Consider the following 25,829-nt stretch of genomic DNA (forward strand, 5'->3'; position numbering starts at 1 on the left):
GGACGGCGTAACAAATGAGGCAGAGCATGATCCCCGTCCTCCGGTTTTTCCCGGCGGCCCGCGTCCTTCTTGGCGTGTCCGTCCTTGCGCTTGCAGCGTGTAGTTCCACCCGTGGCGCGGATGTCGACCGCGCGATTGATCCGCTGAGTGCCATTGAGGAAGCGAGCTTCGGAGAGATGCTGCTGCAATCTGAGGCACCCGCAGAAGCAGCGTCATTCTTCCAACGCGCCTTGGCCGAAGACCCTGACAACATTGATTTGCAGCGCGGCCTCGCAACCAGCATGGTCCGATCGGGTCGGGCCGCGGAATCGCTGGGCCTGTGGGAGCGGATCGTTGCGCAAGAGGCATCCACCAATTCCGATCGCGTCGAATATGCGGGCGCCTTGATCCGCACCGGCGATTGGAGCGCGGCGCAAGCACAGCTCGATTCCGTGCCGCCCACCTATGAGAGCTTCGAGCGCTACCGGCTCGAGGCGATGATCGCCGACAGTCAGGAGCAATGGGATCGCGCCGACAGTTTTTATGAAACCGCCGCCGGCCTGACGACGCGCCCTGCGAATGTTTACAACAATTGGGGATATTCCATGCTGACGCGCGGTGATTTCGGCGGGGCAGAGGATCTGTTCATTCGCGCGATCTCCTACGATCCGGATTTCTTCACCGCCAAGAACAATCTGGTCCTGGCCCGCGCGGCGCAAGGCAATTACGCATTGCCCTTGGTCAACATGACCCAGATTGAACGCGCACAACTTTTGCACACCGCCGCGCTCGCCGCGATCCGGCAAGGCGAGGTCGATACCGGGCGCGGCCTGTTGGGCGAAGCCATCGAGACCCACCCCCAGCATTTCGAAGCCGCGGTTACGGCCCTACGCGCGCTGGAGGCCTGAAGCCAAGACAACCGAACGGCATTCGCACAGAAACCAACCCAATCTCGCCCATATTCAGCCTGATTTAATCTTCAAGATTTAGGCTGAGTGTTTCCACATTGGGAAAAAATAGCGATGCCGTTCGACGTCTCTCTGACAGCTGCGCAGGCCTGGGTGTTCCTGCCGTTTGTTGTACCGATGGCCCTCTGGGCGATCTACACAGACTTGAAGGATCTGAAGATCCTGAATGTCTGCGTTCTGACCCTGTTTGCAGGGTTCGTGGTCCTCGGGCCTTTTGCGCTGCCGCTTGAGGAATATGCCTGGCGCTTCACGCATATGGGCGTGGTGCTCGTGATCGGTTTTTTGCTGTCGGCGGTCGGTGTATTCGGGGCGGGCGATGCGAAATTCGCCGCGGCCGCGGCGCCATTTGTGGCCGCCCAAGATGCCATGATCGTGCTGTTCATCGTCGCAAATTCGGCGCTTGTGTTCATGATCCTGCATCGCATCGCGCGGCGCGTGCCTGCGCTCGTCAATGCGACGCCAGATTGGGCGTCGTGGAATACCGGCCGAAAAAGCGCCTTAAAACAAGTGTTTCCTTACGGCCTCGGTCTATCGACCGGCATGATTATCTACATGATCCTTGGGGTCACCAACAGCGCAGGGGCCTGAGCCATGAATATGCAAGTGTCTACCGATCCCGGCTACGCGCCGCCGGCCCTGCGAAAGCTGGAAGATACCGGCTTAACCGTTGTGATGATGCGCGATATCTTGTTGAAGACCGTCTTTCGCAAGAATGTCGAACAGACATCCGAGATTGCCAAAGCCGTCTGTCTGCCAATCCCATTGACGCAACAGCTGATCGACATGCTGCGCGACATGAACCTCATGCAGGCGACCGGCACGCTGCACGCCACCTCGTCGTCCGAGATGGGCTTTCAACTGACCGAAGGCGGCAAGGCCCGCGCGCTCGATGCCCTCAGCCAATCCGAATATTACGGCGCGATGCCGGTGCCCTTGGAAGACTACAAAGTGCAGGTCAAGCGTCAGTCGATCCGTGACGTGAAGCTGACCCGCGACATGCTTGAAGCCTCCATGGGCCATCTGATCCTGCCCGACGGGTTGATCGATCAACTCGGACCCGCCGTCGGCTCGGGCCGCTCTGTGCTAATGTATGGCCCACCCGGCAATGGTAAATCTTCCATTGCCGAAGGGATCCGCGCCGCGATGGGCGACAACATCTATGTGCCACACGCCCTTGCTTATGCGGGGCAGGTTATCACCGTGTATGATCCGATCGTCCACACCCCCATCATGGGTCAGGAAACCGAGGCCCAGACCCGATTGCGCCGAAACGCGTCCAAGTTCGACACGCGCTATCTGCTCTGCACCCGGCCCACGGTGATGACCGGTGGCGAATTGTCCCTGGCCATGCTCGACCTGAACTACAATGCCGTCAGTCGCACCTATCAGGCCAGCCTACAGCTGAAATCGACCGGCGGCGTCTTTATCGTGGACGACCTTGGCCGCCAGGAAGAACCGCCGCAGGCACTGATCAACCGTTGGATTGTTCCGATGGAGGTGAATTATGACATTCTCGCTCTGCAATCGGGCGAGAAGTTCGAAGTGCCCTTCGACACCCTTGTGGTGTTCTCGACCAACTTCCACCCCAATGAGATCTTCGACCAAGCGGCCCTGCGCCGGATCTTCTTCAAGGTGAAAATTGACGGCCCCAACCAAGAACAATTCCTGAAAATCTTCGCGATGGTTGCCAAGAAAAAGGGCGTGCCGCTGGACGAAGCATCACTGATCCATCTGCTGAAGAAGAAGTATCCGACGATCGACAACATCTACGCCAACTACCATCCGGTTTTCTTGTGCGATCAGATCAAGGCGATCTGCGAATTCGAAGGCATCGACTACCAGATGCGCCCTGAATTCATCGACCGCGCCTGGGAAAACCTCTATGTCCGCGAAGAGAAGATCGTGCACTAGCGCCCCATGGGACGGCGGGCGGGGCGCCTTTGGCCTTGGCCAAACAGCGCCGTCCGTCTCCCGCCACCTGTAGCTACAGAATAATTACAGGATCACGACAGGTTCTTTACACGGGGTTTTGACCTATCTTCGGGCGATGGATACCCGTGCCCCTGCCCCCCTGCCGCCCGAGATCGAGGGCTGGTTTTCCGCCCGTGGATGGTCGATCCACCCCCACCAGCGCGAGATGCTCACGCTGGCCGATCAGCCCTGCCAATTGCTCATTGCGCCCACGGGCGGTGGCAAGACCATGGCGGGGTTTCTGCCGACACTTGCCGAGCTGGCCGACGGCACGCATGACGGCCTCCACACGCTTTACATTAGTCCCCTCAAAGCGTTAGCCGCTGATATCAAACGGAATTTGACCGGCCCGATTGAAGAAATGGGCCTGCCGATCCGGGTCGAGGACCGCACCGGCGACACGCCGTCCAGCCGCAAGAAACGCCAACGCGCCGACCCGCCCCATATCCTGCTGACCACGCCGGAGAGCCTGGCGTTACTGTGCAGCTATGAAGACGCAGACCGGACATTTGCGGGCCTTCAGCGTGTGATCGTTGACGAAATCCATGCCTTGGCTGAATCAAAACGCGGCGATCAACTGATGCTGGCGCTGTCTCGCCTCAGCGCATTGACCCCGGATTTGCGGCGCGTCGGCCTGTCAGCGACCGTGGAGGATCCCAACGCCGTCGCGCGTATCCTCGCAAGAAATCCAGATCCCTGCGCTATTCTACAGGCCGATCCGGGGCCCGACCCCGATATCGGGATGCTCACCACCGAAGACCGCCCGCCTTGGTCCGGCGGCGGTGGAAAATACGCTATCCCAGCCGTGCTGGAACAAGTCAAAGCCCATAATACCACGCTGATTTTTCATAATACACGCGCCCAGGCTGAGTTGTTTTTCCACAACCTTTGGCTCGCCAATGAAGACGGTATCCCGATCGGCATCCATCACGGCGCCCTCGCGCGCGAACAGCGGGAGAAGGTTGAACAGGCGATGGTGAATGGCGATCTGAAGGCCATCGTCTGCACCGGTTCCCTGGATCTGGGGATCGATTGGGGGGACGTGGATCTGGTTATCCAGGTGGGCGCCCCGAAAAACGTGAAGCGGCTGGTGCAACGGATCGGGCGTGCCAATCACCGCTACAATGCACCCTCCAAGGCCTTGATCGTGCCGGCAAATCGATTCGAAGTGATCGAATGCGTCGCCGCATTGCAAGCCGTACGAGACCACACACTCGACGGTGATACGGATCACACGGGCCCGCTGGATGTGCTCTGCCAGCATATCCTGATCCGCGCCTGCGCGGGGCCATTCACCCCTGATGATCTTTATGCCGAGGTCACGACCGCAGGCGCCTATGCGGACCTGCGGCGTGAAACGTTTGACCGCTGCCTGGATTTCGCCGCCACGGGCGGCTACGCGTTGCGGGCCTACGACCAATGGCAGCGGTTGATCGAGGTCGACGGCATCTATCGTCTGCGTGACCCACGCGCCACGGCCCGCATTCGCATGAATATCGGCACGATCGTCGATGCCGACAAAATGGCGGTGCGCCTGCAAAAGTCACGCGGCGGCAAACCGTTGGGCGAGGTCGAGGAATACTTCGCCTCGATGTTGCGCAAGGGAGACACGTTCCTGATCGGCGGTGAAATCGTGCGGTATGAAGGTATGCGCGAGATGGTTGTCGAGGTCACACGCACCCCCTGGCAAAAGCCCAAGATTGCGACCTTCATGGGTACGAAGTTCGCCACCTCCACGCAGCTGTCAGATCGAATCTTGTCCATGTTCCGTCAAGCGGACTGGCCGGAGCTACCCGATCACACCGCCGATTGGCTGCGCCTGCAACGGGAGGTTTCAAAGCTGCCGCAACGGGACAGATTGCTGGTGGAAACCTTTCCCCATGATGGCCGCGAACATCTGGTGGCCTATGGGTTCGCGGGCCGCAATGCGCAACAAACCCTTGGCCTGTTGTTGACGCAGCGCATGGAAGAACAGGGTCTGGACCCGATGGGATTCGTATCGACCGATTACGCCACCCTGATTTGGGGTCTCGAGCAGGCGACAAACATCGAACCACTATTCAGCCGCGACAATCTGATGGCAACGATGGAGACGTGGTTGGCCGACAATGCCGTCATGAAGCGTACCTTCAAAGGCAGCGCCATCGTGGCGGGGCTGGTCGACCGATCCATGCCCGGCGGCAAGCGCAAATCCGGGCGGCAGGCCACGTTTTCGACCGATATCCTTTACGACACGCTCCGCAAATACGATCCTGGTCATGTTATGCTGGATATCACACGCCAAGAGGCCATGCGCGGGCTGGTCGATTTTGGACGTATCGAGGATATGCTTGACCGCATCGGCGACCGGATCGACCACACCGCGCTGACCCGCGTGACCCCGTTGGCAGCACCATTGTTCCTTGAACCCGGACGGATCCCGATCAAGGGGCTGGCCGACCAACGTTTGCTGGATGATGAGGCCGAGCGTCTGATGACGACCGCCGGTCTCGAGTTTGGCGCAACGCCGCGTTAAGCCTTGCCCATATACGCGCACGGCGGATATGAACGAAACATGAACGGCCTTTCCTTTTCCTTCTGTGGCGCCTCTTTGGTCGCCCTGCCCTCAGGCGCGGTGCATTGGCCCACGGAAAATGTCCTCATCGTCAGCGATCTGCACCTTGGAAAGGTCGAACGCATGGCCCGCCGTGGCGGTGCCATGTTGCCCCCCTACGAGGTCGCCGAGACGTTGGATCGTCTCCTCGCCGACATAGATCGCACGGATCCAAAGGTGGTGATCTGCCTTGGCGACAGTTTCGATGACCTTGCCGCAGCGCGCGCCACCGGGGCGGTTGTCGCCGACAGGCTGGCCCCTGCGATGGCCGGGCGCCGTTGGATCTGGATCGAAGGCAATCACGATCCGGGCCCGGTTGATATCGGGGGCGCTCATCTTGCTGAACTGATGCTTGGTCCCCTTACGTTTCGACATATCGCTGAGGGCTCCGAACCTGGTGAAGTCTCAGGGCACTACCATCCCAAGGCCCGCGTGATCCTGCGGGGCCGCGCCATCACGCGGCGCTGTCTATTGATCGATGGGCAGCGCCTGATCCTACCGGCCTACGGCACCTATACCGGTGGGCTCTATTGTCATCAGCCCGAACTTGCGGATCTGATGGCCCCTGATGCGACCGCTATTTTGCTGGGCAAGCAGCCCGTCGCGCTGCCGATGCCCCGCTAGCCTTGCGCAAGCCTTGGAATTGGCAAGGATATACTGATGGAACAGAGCATTCGCGATAGCTTCGATCGCCAAGCGCTGATGCGCACTCTCGGAGCCAGTCTTGATGAGGTGGCGCAGGGCCGGACGGTGATCTCCATGCCGATCAGCCCGTCGGTCACACAACAACACGGCGTGGCCCATGCAGGCGCGACCTTCGCGATTGGTGACAGCGCCTGTGGCTATGCGGCGTTAACCTTGATGCCGACGGGCTCCGAGGTGATGACCGTGGAAATGAAGATCAATCTGATCGCGCCTGCCACAGGAACTCGGCTGATTGCAATTGGCGAGGTGATCAAATCCGGTCGCAGATTGTCGGTTACCCGATGCACCGTCCAAACCGAGGCCGAGGATGGCAGCCGCAAGGACGTCGCCATCCTCCAAGGGACGATGATACCCGTTTGAGGCTTAGGCCGTTAACCCTTCCGGCTCCGGCAGGTTATTGGCGCGGCAGCAGGCTGTCAGCGTATTGGCCAGCAAGCAGGCAATCGTCATCGGTCCAACGCCGCCAGGTACCGGCGTAATCGCCCCCGCCACCGCCGCGCAGCTGTCGTAATCGACATCACCGACCAGGCGTGTCCCGCCCTCGGGCTTGTCGATCCGGTTGATACCGACATCGATCACAGTTGCCCCGGGCTTGATCCAATCGCCCGGCACCATCTGCGGGCGCCCCACTGCAGCCACCACGATATCGGCGCGCCGCACCGTTGCAGCCAGATCCTTGGTCCGAGAATGGGCAATCGTTACCGTGCAGCTATCGCCCAGCAGCAATTGCGCCATCGGCTTGCCAACGATGTTGGAACGGCCGATCACGACCGCATCCAAGCCACTGAGCGCGCCATGATGATCACGCAACATCATCAGGCATCCCAGCGGTGTGCACGGCACCATCGCCTTCTGGCCGGTGCCCAGCAAACCCACATTCGAGATATGGAATCCGTCCACATCCTTTGCCGGATCAATCGCATTTAGGATCGTATCGCCGTCAATATGATCCGGCACGGGCAATTGGCATAAGATCCCGTGGATCGCAGGGTCTGCATTTAGATCCGCGATCAGGGCGAGTAGATCTTCTTGCGAGGTGGTGGCGTCCAGACGGTGCTCAACCGAATGCATCCCAACTTCAACGGTCTGCTTGCCCTTGTTGCGCACATAGACCTGGCTGGCCGGGTCTTCGCCCACCAGAACCACAGCCAACCCCGGCACGATGCCGTGCTCTGACTTCAAACCGGCCACATGCTCGGCCACACGGCTGCGCACATCAGCCGCGAAGGCCTTTCCATCAATCACTGTCGCTGCCATTTCGGCGCCTCCTTCCGGGACGGTGGGTGGGGCGATGCGCCTCGCGCGAGCGTCCAAGCCCGAAGGGCTTGGTCCACCCAACCGGCCAAAATCAGAACAAACCTTCGATCTGTCCATTATCGTTCAAGTGAATGTTCTCTGCCGACGGCACCCGCGGCAGACCGGGCATCGTCATGATCTCACCGCACACGGCAACCACAAACCCAGCCCCTGCGCTCAGGCGCACCTCGCGGACTGGCACCGAATGCCCGGTCGGGGCACCGCGAAGGTTTGGGTCGGTCGAGAAGGAATATTGCGTCTTGGCCATACAGACCGGTAGGCTGCCATAGCCCTGCTCTTCCCAAAGCTTCAACTGATCGCGGATCTTTTTGTCCATCAACGCCTCATCGGCACGGTAGATCCGCTTGGCAATCGTCTGGATCTTCTCCGCAAGCGGCATCTCATCTGGATAAATCGGAGCGAAATTCGCCGTATCGGCATCGGCCAGTTCAGCGACCTTCGTCGCCAGATCAGCAGAGCCTTCCGATCCCAATTCCCAGTGACGCGACAGGATCGCTTCCGCCCCATGCTCGGCCACGTAATCCTTGATTGCCTGCACTTCGGCATCTGTATCGGTGACGAAGTGGTTGATGGCCACGACCACCGGCACGCCAAAGGATTTGAGGTTCTCGATATGGCGGCCCAGATTCGGGCAGCCCGCCTTGACGGCGCCCACATTTTCGGCCCCCAGATCGGCCTTCGCCACACCGCCATTCATCTTCATGGCGCGTACCGTCGCCACGCAGACAACCACGCTGGGCGCCAGACCGGCCTTGCGGCACTTGATGTTCATGAACTTCTCAGCGCCCAGATCAGCCCCGAAGCCCGCCTCTGTCACCACGTAATCGGCCAGCTTCAAGGCGGTGGTGGTCGCAATCACGGAGTTACAGCCGTGCGCGATATTCGCAAACGGGCCACCATGCACGAAGGCCGGGTTGTTTTCCAGCGTCTGTACCAGGTTCGGCTGCATCGCATCTTTCAGAAGAACTGTCATTGCGCCATCGGCCTTGATATCCCGCGCATAAACAGGCGAGCGATCTCGGCGATAGGCCACGATCATGTTCCCCAACCGCTCTTGCAGGTCTTTCAGGTCCTTCGCCAAACACAGGATCGCCATGACTTCCGAGGCCACCGTGATGTCGAAGCCGGCTTCCCGCGGGAACCCGTTGGCCACCCCGCCAAGGGAGGCTGTGATCTGGCGCAGAGCCCGGTCGTTCATATCCACGACCCGGCGCCAGGTCACACGGCGCACGTCAATCTCCAGGCTGTTGCCCCAATAGATGTGGTTATCGATCATAGCCGATAGCAGCGAATGCGCCGAGGTGATGGCGTGGAAGTCACCTGTGAAGTGCAGGTTCATCTCCTCCATCGGCACCACTTGCGCATAGCCACCGCCCGCTGCACCGCCCTTCATCCCAAAATTCGGGCCGAGCGAGGCTTCGCGGATGCAAACCATGGCATTTTTGCCGATATGGTTCAGCCCGTCGCCCAAACCGACCGTCGTGGTTGTCTTGCCCTCGCCTGCAGGTGTGGGGTTGATCGCGGTCACCAGGATCAGCTTGCCGTTCTCGCGGTCTTGGACCGAGTTGATGAAATCCTGGCTAACCTTCGCCTTGTCATGGCCGTAGGGCAACAGATCGACCGCATCGATGCCGATTTTTGCCCCGATCTCCTGGATCGGCTTCTTCTGCGCCTCACGGGCAATTTCAATATCGGATTTATAAGCCATGGTGCGCTGTTCCTTCGCGAAAGTCCGGTGCTTCACTCGCCTATAACGGGCGAGACAGCGCCGGATAGGGCCAATTCCGACATTTTCGCAGGGCATCCCGCCACGCCGTGTTTCCGAAAGGAAAAGCTGGGAACGCAGCGGGGAACTGCGCCGACGTCAACTCTTTTTTAACCCCGCCAATGAACCCTTTCGGCATATCGGGCGTTGGCCTCCAAAGGAGACGTGAAATGAAGAATGTTGCTTTTGGTATGATGATCTATTCGGGTCTGGCAATGGGAATGGGCGCAGCTATCCTGGTGGTGATGTCGGCCGCCTGACATGCGGCACCAACCCAACACGGGTTACCGCCCTGCATATAAGACCCACCCAATGTCATAAATCCATGCTACGGTGCAGTATCGTATCGTGGGAGAGACCGAATGTCCGACAAGACTGATTTCATGGCACAGGCCAAAGCTCAGATGATGGCTTGGACCAATGAGATGGCGAAGATGCAAAGCCAAATGGTGCAAGCGGGCAAGGATGCCCAGGATCAAATGGTCAAGCAGATGGAGGCGCTGAACGAACAGCGCAAGCATGCTGAAAAGCAAATGGAAGAGCTTGGCAAAGCCAATATGGATGCTGCCAAAGAGATCCAGGCCAATATGGAAAAAGCCTGGGCCGACATGGAGAAACAGATGTCGGAAGCCCGCAAAAAGATGATGGGCTAGCCCTTTGCAGTGGCGTCAGGCACGTCCAGCAGAGATTTCGGCGTTCCGGGCCGCCGGAGCGCGCTCGCCTCGACGGTAGAGGCAGATCGATAGCATCACGAAAAGCGCCAGTAAGAATTCACTCGATTCTTCAACAGCGACAATTGCATCGATCTGAGCCTGAGATAGTGTCACCCCAAACTGCGCCGCAGTCTTGGCCGGATAATCCAACGTCATCGATGCGACGATCGTCAGACCGATCAACGGAAAGATCCGCGCCCAGGCTTCAGACCGCTGACGAAACAAGGGCATGGTCCCGATGAAGAGCACGCGCAGGATCACGAAGGCGACGGCAATCATCGCCAGCACACTCACGATTTTGTGCCAAAGCGGAACGTCACTGAACAGAAGCTCGATTTCCAGAAGACCCGGTTCAAACCACCAATCGTTGAAATCCAATTCCCGCAACGAAAACAGTGCGACCAGTGCAGCCACAGGCCAGAACCTCGCGATTTGCCCACGTTGCGACAGGGTCGCGGCCAGCAAAATCGCTGCGGCCGCATGGACGAGCGTTGTGGACATCTCAAGCCCCAAGCCTTCTGCGGTGAGGGTGGGAATCCATCCATGCGCCGACACACTGCGGAAAATCAGCAGTGCGGATACAAGAATAGCCAGCCAAAACGGAATCAGAGCGCGTGTCATCGTCCTGTCATGTTACAGAACCATGACAACAAAAGACCAGTTTACCTGACGACAGATTAGGCAAAAAAATGCCCCCGATGTCAGGTCGTCACATCGGGGGCAAACTATCCGAAGATCTATGGTCGCTAAGCGGTTGGCTCAGGCTCCATATCGCCCGAAGGCTTAGACTTTTGTGGCAATTTCGGGATCGCCGTAATCGACGGTGTCCCACCAGAGGTTGGCGCTTCGTCGTCATCATCGCCCCGGTTCAAGGGCTCACCCGAAATGACTTTGGTGATTTCCTTGCCCGTTAGCGTTTCATATTCCAACAAGCCTTGGGCCAACCGTTCGAGATCATCGCGCTTCTCGGTCAAGATGCGTTTGGCCGTTTCGTAGCCTTCATCCACAAGCTCTTTAACCTTGTCGTCGATCACCTTCTGAGTAGCCGCCGAGTGATTGGTTCCTCCGCCATAGGCGCCCAAGTAGGATTGCTGCTCATTGGCATAATCGATGTATCCCAATTCTTCAGCATAGCCGAACTGGGTGACCATCGCCCGAGCGATCTTTGAGACCTGTTGAATGTCCGACGCCGCACCCGACGTAATATTCTCCTTGCCAAACACCAGCTCTTCGGCAACACGCCCGCCCATCGCCATGGCGATTTTTGACGTGTACTTGCGGTAGGACACGCTGAGTTGATCACGCTCCGGCAAGCTGAGCACCAGACCCAGCGCTCGGCCTCGCGGAATGATCGTCGCCTTGTGGATCGGATCGTGATCCGGGACGTTCAGGCCCACGACGGCGTGGCCAGCCTCGTGATAAGCGGTCAGCTTTTTCTCGTCTTCGGTCATAACCATCGAGCGTCGCTCCGCGCCCATCATGACCTTATCTTTCGCGTTTTCGAAATCTTCCATCGTCACAAAACGACGGTTTACACGCGCCGCCATAAGCGCCGCCTCGTTGACCAGGTTGGCCAAATCCGCACCTGAGAACCCCGGTGTACCACGGGCAATGATCCGCAGATCCACGTCTGGGCCCAGTGGGACTTTGCGTGCGTGAACGCCCAGGATCCGCTCGCGGCCTTTAATATCGGGGTTCGGCACCTGCACCTGACGGTCGAAACGACCCGGGCGCAGCAGAGCGGGGTCAAGAACGTCGGGACGGTTGGTTGCCGCGATGATGATGATGCCTTCATTGGCCTCAAAACCATCCATCTCAACCAGCAACTGGTTCAGCGTCTGCTCTCGTTCGTCATTGCCACCGCCGTAGCCCACACCACGGGACCGACCGACAGCGTCGATCTCATCGATAAAGACGATACAGGGCGCGTTTTTCTTCGCCTGCTCGAACATGTCGCGCACGCGTGAGGCACCCACGCCGACGAACATCTCGACAAAATCGGAACCGGAGATTGTGAAGAAGGGCACACCTGCCTCACCTGCAATCGCGCGCGCCAGCAATGTCTTACCCGTACCAGGAGGGCCGACAAGAAGCGCGCCTTTGGGGATCTTGCCGCCAAGTCGTGAGAACTTCTGGGGATTGCGCAGGAATTCAACGATCTCTTCGAGTTCGTCCTTGGCCTCATCGATCCCGGCGACATCGTCAAAGGTCACGCGACCATGCTTTTCGGTCAGCAATTTGGCCTTTGACTTGCCGAAACCCATCGCGCCGCCGCGACCACCGCCTTGCATCCGATTCATGAAGAAAATCCAGATGCCGATCAGCACCAGAACGGGCAGCCAGAGCGACAACACGCTGAGGAAACCGCTTTGCTGCTGCGGGCGGGCATCGATCCGCACGTCATTTTCCAGCAGGGTGCGCGTTGGTTCGGCATCACCGGGCGCAACGGTCGAGAACGTGCCTTCACCGGTGGTGAACTGAACACTCTCGCCATCCAGTGTAGCCGATGAAACCGACCCGTTTTCAACTTGTTGCACGAATTCTGAATAGGCGACGGTGCGGCCATTCACTTGATCCTGTCCGCCGGAAAACAGGTTGAACAAGGCCAGGATCAACAGGAACAGGATGACCCAGAATGCGACATTTCTCGCGTTACCCAAGGGAGATCTCCTCGAAACGGAACAGGCGCACCCGAGGGCGCGCGTTTCAACTAAGATAAGGGTTGAACGCCTGAGTTCAACGCGATTTCAAGGATGCGACGAAAGTGCCGCGCCGGGGGCGCAGTGTCGCGGTCAATTGCGGCGAAGTTGTGAAGAGTGCACTTGCCACCAAATGCGCGCCATCAAACAGGGCCGGGGTCGCGATCGCGGCCTCATAGGGTGGGGCGTCGCTGGGCCGATCGGTAAGCTGTTGCCATCCGTCTGCGCCCAATGCGCGCAGGATATGATCGTCAACGCGATCTGTCTCGATCCACCATCGCCTATCCCAGATCGCAGGTGTCTTCAAAGGCACGGCCAGATCCGCTACCGCCGCATATTCCCGGCAAATCCGAAGTGTTGCACCGCCCATGATCACGCGCGCGCCATGCAGCGTGCCGCCCCCGCCCGCCAAGGCCCGATCCAGCAATGCCTCCAGAGCACGGGCGCGGGGACGATATTCGGCGTTAGACACCCATTGCAGCGCCGCTGCCAACAGGCGCAGCTGTGTGTCACGCTCGATCTGCACCAGCCCATCACGATCGAAGATTAAATCACCGGTTGGGCGCCCGCCATATGTATCCTGATAAACGACCTCACCCGCGACCGAAATGGCCCGCGCAGTCAACGCTTCACGGGCCCGCCCCATGCGCGCGGCGGTCTCTGCCAGTGACGCGGCATCCAAGTCCAAATCCGAGATCGCGCGCCGGGTGCGCACCCGCTCATAAGTGTCATCCTCGTTTGAGGGATCATCCACGAACGGTACCCGCAGCGTGGTGACGTGATGCCTCAGATCGGCGCGGGTTTCCTGCAGCAATGGACGCAGCACCTGCCATCCGCCCATCTCGCGCATCGGGGCCATCGCTGACAGTCCCTCGACACCAGACCCCCGCAGAAGCCGCATCAGCACCGTTTCGGCCTGGTCATCACGCGTATGGGCAAAAAGAACATGGTCCAAATCCCCCCGCCATTGGGCGATCAGATCCAGACGCGCCCGCCGCGCGGCGTCCTGTAGATTTCCTTGCCCGTTCCACTGCCAATGCAGAATATCATGGGCGTGTCCCAGATCCGCACATTCCCGCGCGACCATCTGCGCCTCAGCGGCGCTTTCCGTGCGCAATCCGTGATCCACCGTAGCGACACGCAGCGTCACACCGTAGATCCGTGCCCATTCATGGGTGAGGGCCAGCATCGCCATGCTGTCTCCGCCGCCAGAAACGGCGAGCCCAATCGCGGTTGGAAAGTCAGGCCCGAGAAGTTGGCCCATCTGCCCGGCGAAACGGCCGGGCAGCGTATCGCTCACTGGCATCCCAGGCGTGTGCGCTCCGTTTCAGCAGCTGTCGCGGACGGATCGCCAGGGTAGCGGACCGAGACTTCGGCGAGCGTCAGACAGGCTTCTTCGGATTGCCCCAATTCCGCCAGTGCCACGCCCAGTGCCGTCAGGGCCATAGGCGCCCGCTCACCATCGGGCTGCACGGTGAAACTATCCAAAAATGCGCGCGCCGCCTGGCTCCAACGGCCTTCATTGGCTTCTGCCTCCCCCCGCAAGAAATGCGCCTCGGCGGAGAGGGGGCTGCCTGGATAGGTCTCGGTGAAGGTCTGGAAAAACAGGGCGGCGTCCGAGAAGTTGCCTTCGTCAAACGCGGCACGGGCGCGGTCAAAATCGCCTTGCTCCGCCACGGCCAGGCCGGGCGTCGGGCTGGTCGGCCCAGCTGTTGCCGGTGCCGCCCCCGGCGTGGGCGCGGCCAAGGGCGTGGCTGTCGGTGCCGCAGGGGTGCCGCTGGTTACAGGGTCCACACCGCCCAAAGTTGGGGTATCGCCCAATGTCGACAGATCGCAGTCCTCTTCCAATTCGCATAGACGAAACTCCAGATCACCGATCCGGTTGGTTCCGTCGCGTACAATCGCGTCGATATTGATCTGCAATCGCTCTGTCAGAGCCGTCAGGCGCGTTACCTCGGCCTCGATCGCATTCACGCGATCCAGAGTTCCGCCGCCAGCGCCAGTTCCTGCCGCGCCGCCGGTGGTGTTCAACTCACCCCGCAAACGTTGGATTTCAACAAACAGCACCGACAATTCCTGCCGGATATCCGCCAGGGTTTGCGTCCGATCCTGTGCCATGACCGGACCGGCAATCAGGCAAACCAGTATTGCCGCAACGAACCGCATCTTAAGCGCCCAGCCCGGCGGACAGAACGGTCACAGCGCGGCGGTTCTGCATGTAGCAAGCCTCGGTCGAACAGATTTCAAGCGGGCGTTCCTTGCCGTAAGAGATCGTCCGCAGCCGTGCGTCGGGCACACCCTGGCTCACCAGATACTCGCGGACGGAGGCGGCGCGGCGCGCACCCAATGCCAGGTTGTATTCCCGCGTGCCCTGTTCGTCGGCATGGCCCTCGATCAAGGCGGTAAATTCGGGGTTGTTCAAAAGCCATTCGGCTTGGGCGGCCAGGATGGTCTGCGCCTCGGGCGACAGGGTCGATTGATCGACCTGAAACAGCACCCGGTCGCCAACGACTTGGTTGAAGAAGGCGGGGCTGGTCGGATCAGATGCCCCACCCGCACCAGCGCCTGCGGCACCGCCAACTCCGGCAAAATCAGACCCATTTCCAAACCGGTTCTGGTCGCAGGCGGCCAGCGCCATCGTGCCGACCAGCATGAGAATTAAGGGGATACGTGTCATGGCTCAAATCCTCGGGGGTGTTCTTGTTGTTTGCTCAATAACATGACGAATGGGGCGACGTCCAATCCCGGCCGCCGCGGTGGCGATCACGATTGCAGAGGCGACCAGGCCGGGTCAGAGGCCATTCCGGGTGTGGCGACGCGTTGCAGATTTCGGCCCGAAATATCGACCGAATAGACCGCTGGCGCACCATCTTCACCGGGTGTTTCGCGGGTGAACATGATCACCCGGCCATTGGGTGCCCAGGTGGGGCCTTCATCCAGAAAGGACGAGGTCAGCAACCGCTCTTCCGAACCGTCAGTGCGCATGACCCCGATGTGGAAACGGCCATTTTCCTGCTTTGTGAAGGCGATATAGTCGCCGCGCGGGCTCCAGACCGGGGTGCCGTAACGCCCGGTTCCGGCACTGATCCGGCGTGCATCGCCGCCGCCGGACGGCATGATATAAATCTGCTGATTGCCGGACCGGTCGGATTCGAAGACGATCTGCGCGCCATCGGGGCTGAAGGACGGCGCAGTTTCGATCGATGGCGCCTGGGTCAATTGCTGCCGTGTGCCGGTGGCCAGATCCAGGGAGAAGATGTCAGAATTTCCGCTCTGCTCCAGGCTAAACACGACCGTGCTGCCATCGGGTGAGAAGCGCGGCGAAAAGGTCATGTTGCCCGCCGGGATCGCCTCAAGCGGACGGCGCTGTACGGTTGCGACATCCATCAAATAAACCTGCGGAAACCCGGTCTCGTAGCTGGTGTACAGGATCCGATCACCATCTTGCGAAAAGCGCGGCGCCAAAACCAGCGCGCGTGAATCCGTCAGATACTGAACATTGGCCCCGTCATAATCCATGATGGCCAAGCGCTTGAGGCGTGCATTTTTGGGGCCCTCCTCGGCTATGAAAGCGACGCGCGTGTCAAAATATCCGCCCTCGCCCGTGATCCGGCTATAGACCTGGTCGGCGACCGTATGGGCCATGCGACGCCAGCTATCGGCGGGTCCGACATATTGCAGACCTTCGCCCAGAGGCGCCTGGCTGAAGATATCAAACAAGCGGAAACGGACGGCGATCTGGCCATCGCTGCGCTGACTGACCGCGCCGGTGATCAGCGCCTGCGCATTAATCGCCTGCCAATCTGGATAGCTGATCGAGGCGTCGAAATCCGTCACCTGAGCTATATAGGCATCGGGTGGGATCTGCCGGAACAGGCCAGTGCCACGAAGATCCGCTGCGATCACGCGGCTGATATCGGCGGCGGCATCGGCGGCTGCGGGCGTTTCGGGCACAAATGTCGGAAGCGCGAACGGCAAGGGCTCGATCACCCCTTCGGTGATTTCCAAACGCAAGGGTCCCGATTGGGCGAGCGATACGCCCGGCAATGCGGTTGAGGCCGCAAGGCCCGCGCTGGCAGATAAAAAGATCCGACGAGTTAACATGAAAACACCTCCTGCCGCATGATTTGGCGGCGATATCGGTTTGGAGCGCAGCGTATCATTGCAGACGCACACCCTCCGGGTCGAAACGAATTGTTGTGAGCGCCGTGACCGGCACACCGTCGCTCGCCGCGCCGCAACCGATCAGCGCAGCGCGGGCGGCGGAGTAAGCCTCGGACGCGGCGGAAGACAGGACGTGGCGAAACCCGCTGAGCCGGATGGATCCGGCGGCGGCACTGTTGGTTTCGTCCAGCGCAACATCCACAGACAATGTCGCCCAACGAGCCTCGGGGCCAAGACGCGCGGCGCGCCAGCAAATCTCAGCCTCCTGCACAAGCAGTGCGATGGCATAGCGATCCGGTTCGGGCAGTGGGATCGGCGCATTGGGATCGCGCGGCACGGCACTCCGGCGCGGCAAATCCGGCATTGGCGGACCGAGCGGCAGGTCCAACCCGTCGATCTGCGGCGCCAATAGCACTGCGGCCATCGCCTCTGGCACGGGCAACGGCGCCGCGCGCACCGCATCAAACGCGTCAGGCCCGGCGGGTAAGGCCGTTGGCGGAAGCGCTGATATGGGGAACGGATCGGGGCGCGGCGCGGCCGCAAAGCCGGACCGCGCGGGCGGTGAGGGCTGTGGCGATGCGCCAGGCATAAGGATTGCTGCAACTGACCGCGCGGAGACAGGTCGCAATCTGTCGACCTGCTCTAAGACGGCCGGAGCGGCCAGGCGTACGGAACGCGCGGATGGGGCCATATCGCGTGCCGGGGCAATAAGCGCGACCGGCATCGGCTCGATCACGACCGCATCGCGCGATGATGCCAAGATCGGCGCGGTCGGAAATGGCTCCGAGATATGCGGAACCGAACGGACCGCTTGAACCATTGGCGGGGCAATAGGATCGGCACGCGGCTCAGCTTCCAGTATGGGTCCGGCGGGCTCTGCCTCCAAGACCGGGGCGGCGAGGTCAATCGGATCGTCATTGATCAATGTGCCGCCTGGGACAGGCTCCACAACGGTTAGCGCGATATCCGGCGCCTCGGTCACAGAGACTGGGCCGGGCCGCGGCACGGGCCGTATCTCAGGCGCCTGAGACAGCGGGGCGGGCGTTACGACCGCCTGCTGCGGCACCACGACCTCGGGTGCCCGGGTGGACGGCGCATTCGGCACGCTGACCCAGAGCCCGGGGCGTTCAGCCAATGCGCTCTGTGCTACGACGGGGCCGGAGACAGCAAGAGCCAGAAGGGGAAACAGGCGCAGGATCATCTCAGGCGCATCCCTTCTGGGTTGAACACAAGCTCGACCTGCGCCCAGCGATCATAGCTCTCGGCTGGCAAATCGTAACCGTTCACACCGCACCGGATCACTGCGCGGCGCGCGGCCTCGAAGGCCTGCCGGGCCGCCGCATCCGATCCGTTGGAGAATTCGATCATCTGGATCGATCCCGCATCGGGGCGCCCGTCACGGGCCATGTCGAATGCGATGACAACAGTGGTTCCCAATGCCTCGGTCGACAAGGCGCCGACATTCCAACAGCTTTGCACCGCCACGCGGAACCCATCGCGCGCGCCCTGCGACAAGGGCGGGCCCGACGGTGCGGGGGCGGGGGCAGGCGTCGGCGCGGGCGCGTCATCTTCCACGACCTCGGCGATGGTTTGGTTGATGGCATCGGCCAGAGGGTCGACCGGATCGGCAGGCTCAGGCTCAGATTCAGGCGCGGCTTCCGCCTGTTCCACAGGCTCTTCGACCGGTGCGGAGCGGGCCGGGCGCGGCGCCGGGCGGAGCGAGGCCGTCGGCCCCAACGGCGCGGCCGCTGGCTCTTCGGCTTCTGTCACAATCTCGGTCGTCGCCTCTTCGGGCGCGGTCTCGGGCGTTTCCTCCTGCGGCGTTTCGGAGATATCGGGCTCACTGGGCTGTTCCAAAACCTCTGGCGCGACCTCAGCATCCGGCTCGGGCAATGGCGCAGCGATGGGCGCGATACGCGGTGCTTCGTCGGGGGTTGGCGTGGGTGAAACCTCGGCATCCGGCGCGCCGGGCGGCGGGGCCAGGACCGCGACATCGTCACTTACAATCGTGTCGGGCACCTGTTCGACGGGCACCGGTGTGGTTTCCGGAGGCGGCGCCGCGGTTTCCTGCGGAGCGTCTGTCGGTGGCGGCGGAGCCTCGGCCGTTGGCGCTTCAGGCGACGTGTCCAATGCAGGCGCATTCGGCAAAGTCGAGACGTCTGACGGCGCGGACACCGCCGCAGTGCCGGTCATATCCTCGAATTCCTCCGCCGACATAATGGTCACGCCCGTGACTTCAAACTCGACATCCGGGCTGCGTTCAAACAGCATGCCACCGAAGGCCACCCACGCCAAAAGAAGGGCATGGAGCCCTCCTGAGGCATAGAGCGAGCGGTTCATCGGCATCGGGTGTCACTCCTCCACCGCATTTAACGTCGGGCCGCCGCTATCGGTGACCAAACCGATCTGCCGGAACCCCCCGGCATTCAGCGCGCCCATCACTTCCATCACCTGAGTATAAGGTATTGCGCCATCGGCGCGTAGGAAGATCCGCGGGCTGTCGCGCTCGGCGGCGATGGCTTGCAGGCGCGGGATCAACTCGCCCCGGCCAACTTCGCTGGTTTGCACCAGGATCGTTCCGTCGCTTGTCAGCGTCACGGTCAGCGGCTCTTCATTTTCGGATGGCAGCGCCTCGGCAGAGGTATCGGGCAGGTCAATCGGCACGCCCACGGTCATCAGCGGCGCTGAAACCATAAAAATGATCAGCAAACACAGCATGACGTCCACAAAGGGCGTCACATTGATCTCGGACATCGGGCGCGCCGTGCGACGCCCCCTCCCCCGCCGACGACGTGTGCCATCAGAGCTTGCGACGGACGCGCCCATCAGTCCAGCTGCCGTGACAGAAGCGTAGAAAACTCATCGGCAAAGCCCTCATAGGTCCCGACAATCCCATCGGCGTCAGAGCTAAGCTTGTTATAGAGGATCACCGCGGGAATGGCCGCCAATAGCCCAAGGCCAGTGGCCAAAAGGGCCTCGGCAATCCCGGGCGCGACAACCGCCAGCGAGGTTTGGCCGCTGATCGCAATTTCCTGGAATGAGCGCATGATCCCCCAGACCGTACCGAACAAGCCCACGAAGGGCGCCGTGGCACCGGTGGTGGCCAAGAAGTTCAACCCGTTGGTCAGACGGGCACTTTCCCGGGCGATCGCCACATCCATGGAGCGGTCGACGCGCTGCTGCACACCGGGGATCAGCGCGCCATCGTCACGCAGACTGCGGCGCCATTCGGTCATGCCAGCGACGAAAACCCGCTCTGACGCAGATCCGGGCGCCGCGGCGACCTGATCATATAGCTCGTCCAATGGCTCTCCGGACCAGAATGCCGCATCGAAAGCAGAGGCATTTGCCCGCGCCCGGCGGAACATTCCGAATTTGGAAAATGCCACTGCCCAGACCCAGACCGACGCTGCGATCAGGGCCAGCATCACAAGCTGGACGATAAAGCTTGCACGAAAGAATAGCGCAAAGAGGGTAAAATCCGCCTCTTGCGCCAACGCGAGCGTTTCGGTTTCCATGGGTCTTTTACTGTCCTCTGCCCGGCCTCAAATCATTGGGCGCGAATTATGGTGCGCCTCATTTGCAGGGAAGTTTATCAGCATAAAAGGGTTAAGGCGAACACTTCCGTGTCACTTCGTGTCATCTGCCGTAAGGGCTGTGATTTTTGCGCGAATATCCGCCGGAAGACGGGCGGCCCGACCCTGCGCATTGAGGATGACGACCTTGACCCGAGCCTGCATCAACACGTCCGCGCCACGCAGGATACGCTGCGGCATGTCGAAACTGGCGCCTTTAATCCGGTCAAGTTGGGTTTCGACAATAAGCTCATCGTCGTAACAGGCCGGTTTTAGATAATCTGCCTCAACCCGGCGCACGGCAAAGACCAGGCCCGCCGCCTTCATATCCAACTGACTGATCCCGGCATCTCGCACCATTTCTGAGCGGCCACGTTCGAGATATTTCAGATAATTGGCGTAGTAGACAATCGCCGCCAGGTCGACGTCTTCATAATACACGCGTAGGGGCCAGCGGTGGATCATGGGCACAGGGTTGGACCTAGGCGCGCGCGGGGTCAAGGGGCGGTCCAGGTGTGCCGCGAAACAGCGGGCATCGCCTTAGTGGGCGCTTTGCCCGATGCGTGCCGCGAGCCGCAGCGCAAATGACGCATCCGTGGCGGCGACCGGCAGGACCGGGTCATAGGCCGCCCGAATGATGTCGGCGATCTCTGGCCTGAGAACCGCCGCGCCCCCCTCCAGGACAGCCAAAGGTGACGCCCCAAGAAACGCGGTATCGGACCACAGCAGGATCGTCTGAACAATTTGGCTCAGCGCGATGGTCTCGGCGGGCACCTCGGACATGGCGTCATCCATCCGGATGAACACGAAAGCCGCTTTGATGCCGCCAGCCTCGTCAAACCGAAAGCTGCGATATTGGTTGGCATCGGCGGCCTGCAGCCGCGCCACCAGAGGCTCAAGATCCGGGATCAATCGGTCCAGCCCTGGGGTCGGCGGCAATTCATCCCAATCACGGATGAAGAAGACCATCAGATTGGCGCCCAATTCTGGATCGGTCTCAGCCATTTTGTGATCGGCCAAGGTGACAACCGCTTCGATAGCACCTTTCAGCACCGAGATCGTGGCGTCTTCGACCCCGAACACGACTGGCACGATGGGGCGCCCCCAACGCGCGAATAGAAACTGCCCGTCGGCGCGCGTGAACAGCGCTTCGACCGCGCTGTAATCTTGGGTCATTGCCGCACCTGGTCAATCGTGGCGGAGATAACGGGGTCGGAGGTCAGACCGAAGCGTTCGATATGCGGGAGCTCCCCGGTCAGGATCGCCGCGGCCACCGCACCGTCGGAAATTCGGATCGCCAGAACACCTTGTGCGAAATTACATTGATGCCGCTGGCACCCGCTCATGATGACCCAACCGTTGCGCTCTGCGCCGACCGAACCAAGCGACATAACCTGTGACAGCATCTGCACACGGTCGGGCGCCATCACCGAACCAAGCCGCGCGCGTTCGGAGGGATCATCCAGCAATTCCCAGCCCGTGCGGCCGATCCACCGGGTCACGTCGGGCCCAGCCCCGGCAGGCGCTGCGGCTGCCTCGGGCACCAGGGTACTTGTCAGTGTCACGCCGTCCCAGGTGAAGGTTTCGTGTGATATGGATACGTCGCGGTGACCCATATCGACCTCTAGCTGACCGGGCAATACGCGCACATCAAGGATGCCGACGCAGGCATTCAGCGGTGGAGCCACACGGACCTCCTCCGCGCTGGCGCGGATCAGGAACCACTCCGAATAGCCGCCACACATATTGCCAGTGTGGTTGGACGACGCGATGACCCAATCATAGGCCTCGCCCTCCATGCCAAAGGCGCCGCGGATCCAATAGCGCTCAGCGATGGGAAGATCCAGGAAACTGCCATCGAACCAAAGCCGTTGATCGATATCGCCGCCGATGACCTGCATCTGACCAAAGCGCGTATCGAAGACAGTGTATTCGCCCAAATCAACCTGGGCCGTGGCGGGCGCGGATGGACTCAGCACACATAAGCAAGCGATCAAAAAACGGTTCAAAACAAGTCCCCCTGATCCTTTGGCTTTGGCGCGGCCAGGCCCAGATGCGTCCAACCCTTATGTGCCAACATGCGCCCCCTTGGTGTTCGGGCGATCAGGCCTTGTTGCAAAAGGTAGGGCTCAATCACCTCTTCCAGCGCATCGCGCGGCTCGGCCAACGCGGCGGCAACAGTCTCAATTCCGACAGGGCCGCCATGATAATTCTCGGCAATTAGGCTCAAGTAGCGTCGGTCAGCGCCATCCAGACCCAACACATCCACGCCCAACCGCGTCAGCGCGCTGTCGGCAATGGCACGGGTCAGGCGACCATCGCCTTCCACAACGGCAAAGTCGATCACCCGTCGCAGCAAACGCCCGGCGATCCGTGGCGTTCCCCGCGCGCGCCGCGCGATTTCCAGCGTGCCGTCCTGATCCGCAGGTATCCCTGCCAGCCGCGCACCCCGGTCAACGATACGGTGCAGTTCTTCGGTGGTGTAGAAATTCAGACGTGTCGGAATGCCGAACCTGTCCCGCAACGGGGTGGTCAGCAACCCCAAGCGCGTTGTGGCACCGACCAGCGTGAAGGGCTGCAATTCGATCCGAACGGTGCGCGCCGCAGGGCCTTCGCCGATCACGAGGTCCAGCTCGAAATCTTCAAGCGCCGGATAGAGCACCTCTTCAACGGCGGGGTTCAGGCGGTGGATCTCATCGATGAAAAGAACGTCACGCGCTTCAAGATTGGTCAAGATCGCAGCGAGGTCACCCGCTTTGGCCAGCACCGGGCCCGAGGTCATGCGGAACCCGACACCCAATTCCTTGGCCATGATCTGCGCCAAGGTGGTTTTGCCCAACCCCGGCGGCCCGTGGAACAGGACATGATCCATCGCCTCGCCCCGACGTCGGGCGCTTTCGATGAAGACGCGCAGATTGGCGCGCGCCTCTTCCTGTCCGGTGAAATCATCAAGGCTCTGCGGGCGCAGCGCACGATCATCTTCGGGCAGCGGGTCGGGACGCAATGTGGGATCGGGGTCTGTCATCGTCATCGGTTATGGCCGAGCCGCATGGCCGCGGCTAGTCCTTGGGGGCCAGAAGACGCAAGGCAGCGCGGATCAGGGCGGGTGTTTCGGCCTCGGTTTCCGCCGCTTGCGCGACGGCCGCGGCGGCATCGGCGGGTCCATAGCCCAGGTTTTGCAGTGCAGAGAGCGCCTCGGCCTGGGCATTGGAGGCAGCTGGACGTGGTGCGGGATTGGTTGCCGCGTCGATCACCACAGGGTCTTCCGCGACCGCGGTCTCCAAACTGCCGCCCTGCGCCATGGCTGCCGGAGCCTTGTCTTTCAGCTCATTCACAACCCGTTGCGCCAGCTTTGGACCCACACCCTGGGCCGCTTTAACCGCGTTCGCATCACCCAGCGCGATGGCCCGCGCGACACCTTCAGCGCCAAGGGCGCCCAGGATGGCCATCGACGCTTTGGCGCCGACGCCTTGAACCGAGATCAGCAGCCGGTGCCATTCCCGTTCGTAGGGTGTCGAAAAGCCGAAAAGCTGGAGCAGATCCTCGCGCACCAAAAGCTCGGTATAGAGCGATACCGCCTCACCCGTTCCGGGCAGCGCGGCAAGCGTCCGGTCGGAACAATGTACGACATAGCCGACGCCCCCCACATCGATCAGAGCGTGGTCCGACGCCCGATAATCCAAACGGCCCGTTAGTTTTCCAATCATGCCTGTGCCTCAATCGCGGCGGCCAATTTGCCCGCGGCCACGGCATGGAAGGAATGACAAATCGCGATCGCCAGCGCATCTGCAGCGTCCGGCCCCACCGGGGCGCAGCCGGGCAATTGCAGCTTCACCATGTGCTCGATCTGACGCTTGTCGGCATGGCCAACCCCGACAACCGCCTTTTTCACCGCGTTGGGCGCATATTCGGCGACGCTGAGCCCTGCTTGAGCCGGAACCAGCATCGCGATGCCCCGCGCTTGGCCCAGCTTCAGCGTTCCCGCGCCATCGCGATTGACGAAGGTTTGTTCAACGGCCGCCATCTCGGGATGATGCACGCCCATCACTTCGGACAATTGCTGATGAAGCGACAAAAGCCGCTGCGCCAGATCAACGCCGTCGCTCTTGCATTGACCATTGGCGACATGACGCAGGCGTCCATCAACGGCGTCGATGATTCCCCAGCCCATGGACCGCAGCCCAGGATCAATCCCAATAATGCGCATGGCTGCCCATCCCGCCGTTTTTTCTCGTTGCAAGAGGCGTAGCACGAAAGGCGAACATCGCCAATACGTTGAAAATTCGAAAGACTTCCCAAGCAGCGCACGGCACACCGGTCGGAATCGCCGTCCACAGGTCTGAAAGCGACATTTTTGAGCGATTTAAAAACCCTATTTACAAAGCTTTAACCGAAAATCGAGCTATGCAATGGGGTCATAGAACCCTTGCAAAAATCCACCTTGTTCGAGGTGATTTTCACATCTACCTGCCGCCTATCGATTGGCTGACCCGTCAGCCGAAAGCACATACATTTTTAACATGGAAAGGATGAGACCGATGGCCTCAATCACCAATCGCCCCGTTGGCACTGGATTCAGTGTCGCAACTGTTATCTCCGGTCTCGTCAGCCGTTTCGCCACATGGAACGATGCCCGTGTGACCCGCAAATCGCTGCTCGCATTAAGCGATCGTGAATTGGACGATCTGGGCCTAAGCCGCGGCGATATCGAAGACATCGTGGCTGGCACCTACACGCGCTAATTAAGCGATCTATTGAATGAAAACGGCGGCGCAGAGTGTCTGCGCCGCCTTTTTTGATGCTGAAATCACTTGCTAGAATGCTTGGAATGTCGCGGCGGTGAAATCAATCGCCCGCCGGGATCAAAGATGACATGATCGATTAGTCTATTCGCCTCGGTGTGCGGCTAAGCCAGCTTGGAGGAACGTGTAAACGTCCTGATACCGATCAGCGACCCAGAGCGTCAGGGCGTCGGGCCGTAGGACTTGCCCGGCGACCTGTTCCAGGTTCGAACCGGCGAATAGAGGCTCCACCTGCAGCAGATAGACGTCCGCGCCAAGCGCCCAGATCAAATAGGCCTTCACACCAACTGCGATAAACAACGCAAGGAGGAAGCCCTTTAGGGGAAACCCAAAGCGCAAACGTGAGGACGGGCGCCCAATCGCCGTCACCACACCATCGGGATGTACAACAAATCCCATTCCAGAAGACCGCCCACGGCGACTCTGCTGGATCCGGTCTAACCGGTTTTGAAAATCTTCATCATTACTCATTGGCAGCTCAAACCATCGCTGCCCCCACCGTCGTTACGAATAGCCATTCTTTCGGTGAATTGCGACACTTTTTAGTCAAAGTTAGGTAAACGCCGCGTCGCGCACGG

The 25,829-nt window shown here is 60.6% G+C and carries 27 protein-coding genes; 8 read left to right on the forward strand and 19 right to left on the reverse strand.

Annotated features, from left to right (window positions below):
* The first annotated feature begins 26 nt into the window (after positions 1 to 26).
* From V8J82_RS04210 to V8J82_RS04235, 6 genes are all read left to right on the forward strand, one after another.
* On the forward strand, positions 27 to 887 hold the full coding sequence (locus V8J82_RS04210) for a tetratricopeptide repeat protein (protein WP_339972467.1): 861 nt from the start codon (positions 27 to 29) through the stop codon (positions 885 to 887).
* 114 nt (positions 888 to 1,001) lie between these two features.
* Positions 1,002 to 1,535 carry a prepilin peptidase gene (locus V8J82_RS04215; RefSeq protein ID WP_339972469.1) on the forward strand — a complete coding sequence of 178 codons (534 nt, stop codon included), beginning with the start codon at positions 1,002 to 1,004 and terminating at the stop codon, positions 1,533 to 1,535.
* Positions 1,536 to 1,538: 3 nt separating this feature from the next.
* Entirely contained in the window at positions 1,539 to 2,858 is a 1,320-nt protein-coding gene (locus V8J82_RS04220; RefSeq protein ID WP_339972471.1) for a DUF8689 domain-containing protein, read from the forward strand.
* 136 nt (positions 2,859 to 2,994) lie between these two features.
* Positions 2,995 to 5,433 (forward strand): ligase-associated DNA damage response DEXH box helicase, encoded by a 2,439-nt coding sequence (locus tag V8J82_RS04225; protein WP_339974513.1) that lies wholly within the window; start codon positions 2,995 to 2,997, stop codon positions 5,431 to 5,433.
* Between the two features lie 39 nt (positions 5,434 to 5,472).
* Positions 5,473 to 6,135 carry a ligase-associated DNA damage response endonuclease PdeM gene (gene pdeM / locus V8J82_RS04230; RefSeq protein ID WP_339972474.1) on the forward strand — a complete coding sequence of 221 codons (663 nt, stop codon included), beginning with the start codon at positions 5,473 to 5,475 and terminating at the stop codon, positions 6,133 to 6,135.
* Between the two features lie 36 nt (positions 6,136 to 6,171).
* On the forward strand, positions 6,172 to 6,576 hold the full coding sequence (locus V8J82_RS04235; protein WP_339972476.1) for a PaaI family thioesterase: 405 nt from the start codon (positions 6,172 to 6,174) through the stop codon (positions 6,574 to 6,576).
* Positions 6,577 to 6,579: 3 nt separating this feature from the next.
* Here V8J82_RS04235 and folD read toward each other — a convergent pair whose 3' ends face one another.
* Positions 6,580 to 7,473 (reverse strand): bifunctional methylenetetrahydrofolate dehydrogenase/methenyltetrahydrofolate cyclohydrolase FolD, encoded by an 894-nt coding sequence (gene folD / locus V8J82_RS04240; RefSeq protein WP_339972478.1) that lies wholly within the window; start codon positions 7,471 to 7,473, stop codon positions 6,580 to 6,582.
* A 91-nt stretch (positions 7,474 to 7,564) separates the two neighbouring features.
* Positions 7,565 to 9,241: a formate--tetrahydrofolate ligase gene (locus V8J82_RS04245; protein ID WP_339972480.1), complete on the reverse strand. Its 1,677-nt coding sequence runs from the start codon at positions 9,239 to 9,241 to the stop codon at positions 7,565 to 7,567.
* A 419-nt stretch (positions 9,242 to 9,660) separates the two neighbouring features.
* Between V8J82_RS04245 and V8J82_RS04250 the strand changes: the two genes are divergently transcribed.
* The gene (locus tag V8J82_RS04250) at positions 9,661 to 9,951 is read left to right on the forward strand and encodes a sll1863 family stress response protein (RefSeq protein ID WP_339972482.1); all 291 of its coding nucleotides are present in this window, start codon (positions 9,661 to 9,663) and stop codon (positions 9,949 to 9,951) included.
* A 15-nt stretch (positions 9,952 to 9,966) separates the two neighbouring features.
* Here V8J82_RS04250 and V8J82_RS04255 read toward each other — a convergent pair whose 3' ends face one another.
* The 16 genes from V8J82_RS04255 to ruvC all read right to left on the reverse strand — a co-directional run bounded on the left by V8J82_RS04255 (position 9,967) and on the right by ruvC (position 24,656).
* On the reverse strand, positions 9,967 to 10,632 hold the full coding sequence (locus V8J82_RS04255) for a hypothetical protein (RefSeq protein WP_339972484.1): 666 nt from the start codon (positions 10,630 to 10,632) through the stop codon (positions 9,967 to 9,969).
* Positions 10,633 to 10,757: 125 nt separating this feature from the next.
* The gene (ftsH, locus tag V8J82_RS04260) at positions 10,758 to 12,671 is read right to left on the reverse strand and encodes an ATP-dependent zinc metalloprotease FtsH (RefSeq protein WP_339972486.1); all 1,914 of its coding nucleotides are present in this window, start codon (positions 12,669 to 12,671) and stop codon (positions 10,758 to 10,760) included.
* A 76-nt stretch (positions 12,672 to 12,747) separates the two neighbouring features.
* The gene (gene tilS / locus V8J82_RS04265) at positions 12,748 to 14,016 is read right to left on the reverse strand and encodes a tRNA lysidine(34) synthetase TilS (RefSeq protein ID WP_339972488.1); all 1,269 of its coding nucleotides are present in this window, start codon (positions 14,014 to 14,016) and stop codon (positions 12,748 to 12,750) included.
* Positions 14,007 to 14,876, reverse strand: a complete 870-nt coding sequence (ybgF, locus tag V8J82_RS04270) for a tol-pal system protein YbgF (RefSeq protein WP_339972490.1) — start codon at positions 14,874 to 14,876, stop codon at positions 14,007 to 14,009. Before ybgF ends, tilS begins: the two co-directional genes overlap by 10 nt.
* Position 14,877: 1 nt before the next feature.
* On the reverse strand, positions 14,878 to 15,387 hold the full coding sequence (pal, locus tag V8J82_RS04275; protein ID WP_339972492.1) for a peptidoglycan-associated lipoprotein Pal: 510 nt from the start codon (positions 15,385 to 15,387) through the stop codon (positions 14,878 to 14,880).
* Positions 15,388 to 15,473: 86 nt separating this feature from the next.
* Positions 15,474 to 16,814 carry a Tol-Pal system beta propeller repeat protein TolB gene (gene tolB / locus V8J82_RS04280; protein ID WP_339972494.1) on the reverse strand — a complete coding sequence of 447 codons (1,341 nt, stop codon included), beginning with the start codon at positions 16,812 to 16,814 and terminating at the stop codon, positions 15,474 to 15,476.
* Between the two features lie 55 nt (positions 16,815 to 16,869).
* Positions 16,870 to 18,075 carry a hypothetical protein gene (locus tag V8J82_RS04285; protein WP_339972496.1) on the reverse strand — a complete coding sequence of 402 codons (1,206 nt, stop codon included), beginning with the start codon at positions 18,073 to 18,075 and terminating at the stop codon, positions 16,870 to 16,872.
* Positions 18,072 to 19,220, reverse strand: a complete 1,149-nt coding sequence (tolA, locus tag V8J82_RS04290) for a cell envelope integrity protein TolA (RefSeq protein ID WP_339972499.1) — start codon at positions 19,218 to 19,220, stop codon at positions 18,072 to 18,074. Before tolA ends, V8J82_RS04285 begins: the two co-directional genes overlap by 4 nt.
* Positions 19,221 to 19,226: 6 nt before the next feature.
* A complete protein-coding gene (tolR, locus tag V8J82_RS04295) occupies positions 19,227 to 19,700 on the reverse strand; it encodes a protein TolR (RefSeq protein WP_339972501.1) in 474 nt (157 codons plus the stop codon).
* Positions 19,700 to 20,392 carry a protein TolQ gene (gene tolQ, locus V8J82_RS04300; RefSeq protein WP_339972503.1) on the reverse strand — a complete coding sequence of 231 codons (693 nt, stop codon included), beginning with the start codon at positions 20,390 to 20,392 and terminating at the stop codon, positions 19,700 to 19,702. The genes tolR and tolQ overlap by 1 nt, the downstream gene beginning before the upstream one ends.
* A gap of 111 nt (positions 20,393 to 20,503) precedes the next feature.
* A complete protein-coding gene (gene ybgC / locus V8J82_RS04305; protein ID WP_339972505.1) occupies positions 20,504 to 20,914 on the reverse strand; it encodes a tol-pal system-associated acyl-CoA thioesterase in 411 nt (136 codons plus the stop codon).
* A gap of 75 nt (positions 20,915 to 20,989) precedes the next feature.
* Positions 20,990 to 21,625 carry a hypothetical protein gene (locus tag V8J82_RS04310; protein ID WP_339972507.1) on the reverse strand — a complete coding sequence of 212 codons (636 nt, stop codon included), beginning with the start codon at positions 21,623 to 21,625 and terminating at the stop codon, positions 20,990 to 20,992.
* Positions 21,622 to 22,428 (reverse strand): Ivy family c-type lysozyme inhibitor, encoded by an 807-nt coding sequence (locus V8J82_RS04315; protein WP_339972509.1) that lies wholly within the window; start codon positions 22,426 to 22,428, stop codon positions 21,622 to 21,624. Before V8J82_RS04315 ends, V8J82_RS04310 begins: the two co-directional genes overlap by 4 nt.
* Positions 22,429 to 22,454: 26 nt before the next feature.
* Positions 22,455 to 23,474: a Holliday junction branch migration DNA helicase RuvB gene (gene ruvB, locus V8J82_RS04320; protein ID WP_339974515.1), complete on the reverse strand. Its 1,020-nt coding sequence runs from the start codon at positions 23,472 to 23,474 to the stop codon at positions 22,455 to 22,457.
* A 34-nt stretch (positions 23,475 to 23,508) separates the two neighbouring features.
* Positions 23,509 to 24,156 carry a Holliday junction branch migration protein RuvA gene (ruvA, locus tag V8J82_RS04325; protein WP_339972511.1) on the reverse strand — a complete coding sequence of 216 codons (648 nt, stop codon included), beginning with the start codon at positions 24,154 to 24,156 and terminating at the stop codon, positions 23,509 to 23,511.
* Positions 24,153 to 24,656, reverse strand: coding sequence for a crossover junction endodeoxyribonuclease RuvC (ruvC, locus tag V8J82_RS04330; protein WP_339972514.1), 504 nt, complete (start codon positions 24,654 to 24,656; stop codon positions 24,153 to 24,155). Before ruvC ends, ruvA begins: the two co-directional genes overlap by 4 nt.
* A gap of 331 nt (positions 24,657 to 24,987) precedes the next feature.
* Here ruvC and V8J82_RS04335 point away from each other — a divergent pair, with 331 nt between their 5' ends.
* Positions 24,988 to 25,191, forward strand: coding sequence for a DUF1127 domain-containing protein (locus tag V8J82_RS04335; RefSeq protein WP_339972516.1), 204 nt, complete (start codon positions 24,988 to 24,990; stop codon positions 25,189 to 25,191).
* Between the two features lie 144 nt (positions 25,192 to 25,335).
* Here the strand turns inward: V8J82_RS04335 and V8J82_RS04340 are convergent, their stop codons facing one another.
* Entirely contained in the window at positions 25,336 to 25,650 is a 315-nt protein-coding gene (locus V8J82_RS04340) for a hypothetical protein (RefSeq protein ID WP_339972518.1), read from the reverse strand.
* Between the last annotated feature and the right edge of the window lie 179 nt (positions 25,651 to 25,829).

The sequence above is a fragment of the Gymnodinialimonas mytili genome (genome assembly GCF_037544085.1).
Classification (GTDB): Bacteria; Pseudomonadota; Alphaproteobacteria; order Rhodobacterales; family Rhodobacteraceae; genus Gymnodinialimonas; species Gymnodinialimonas mytili.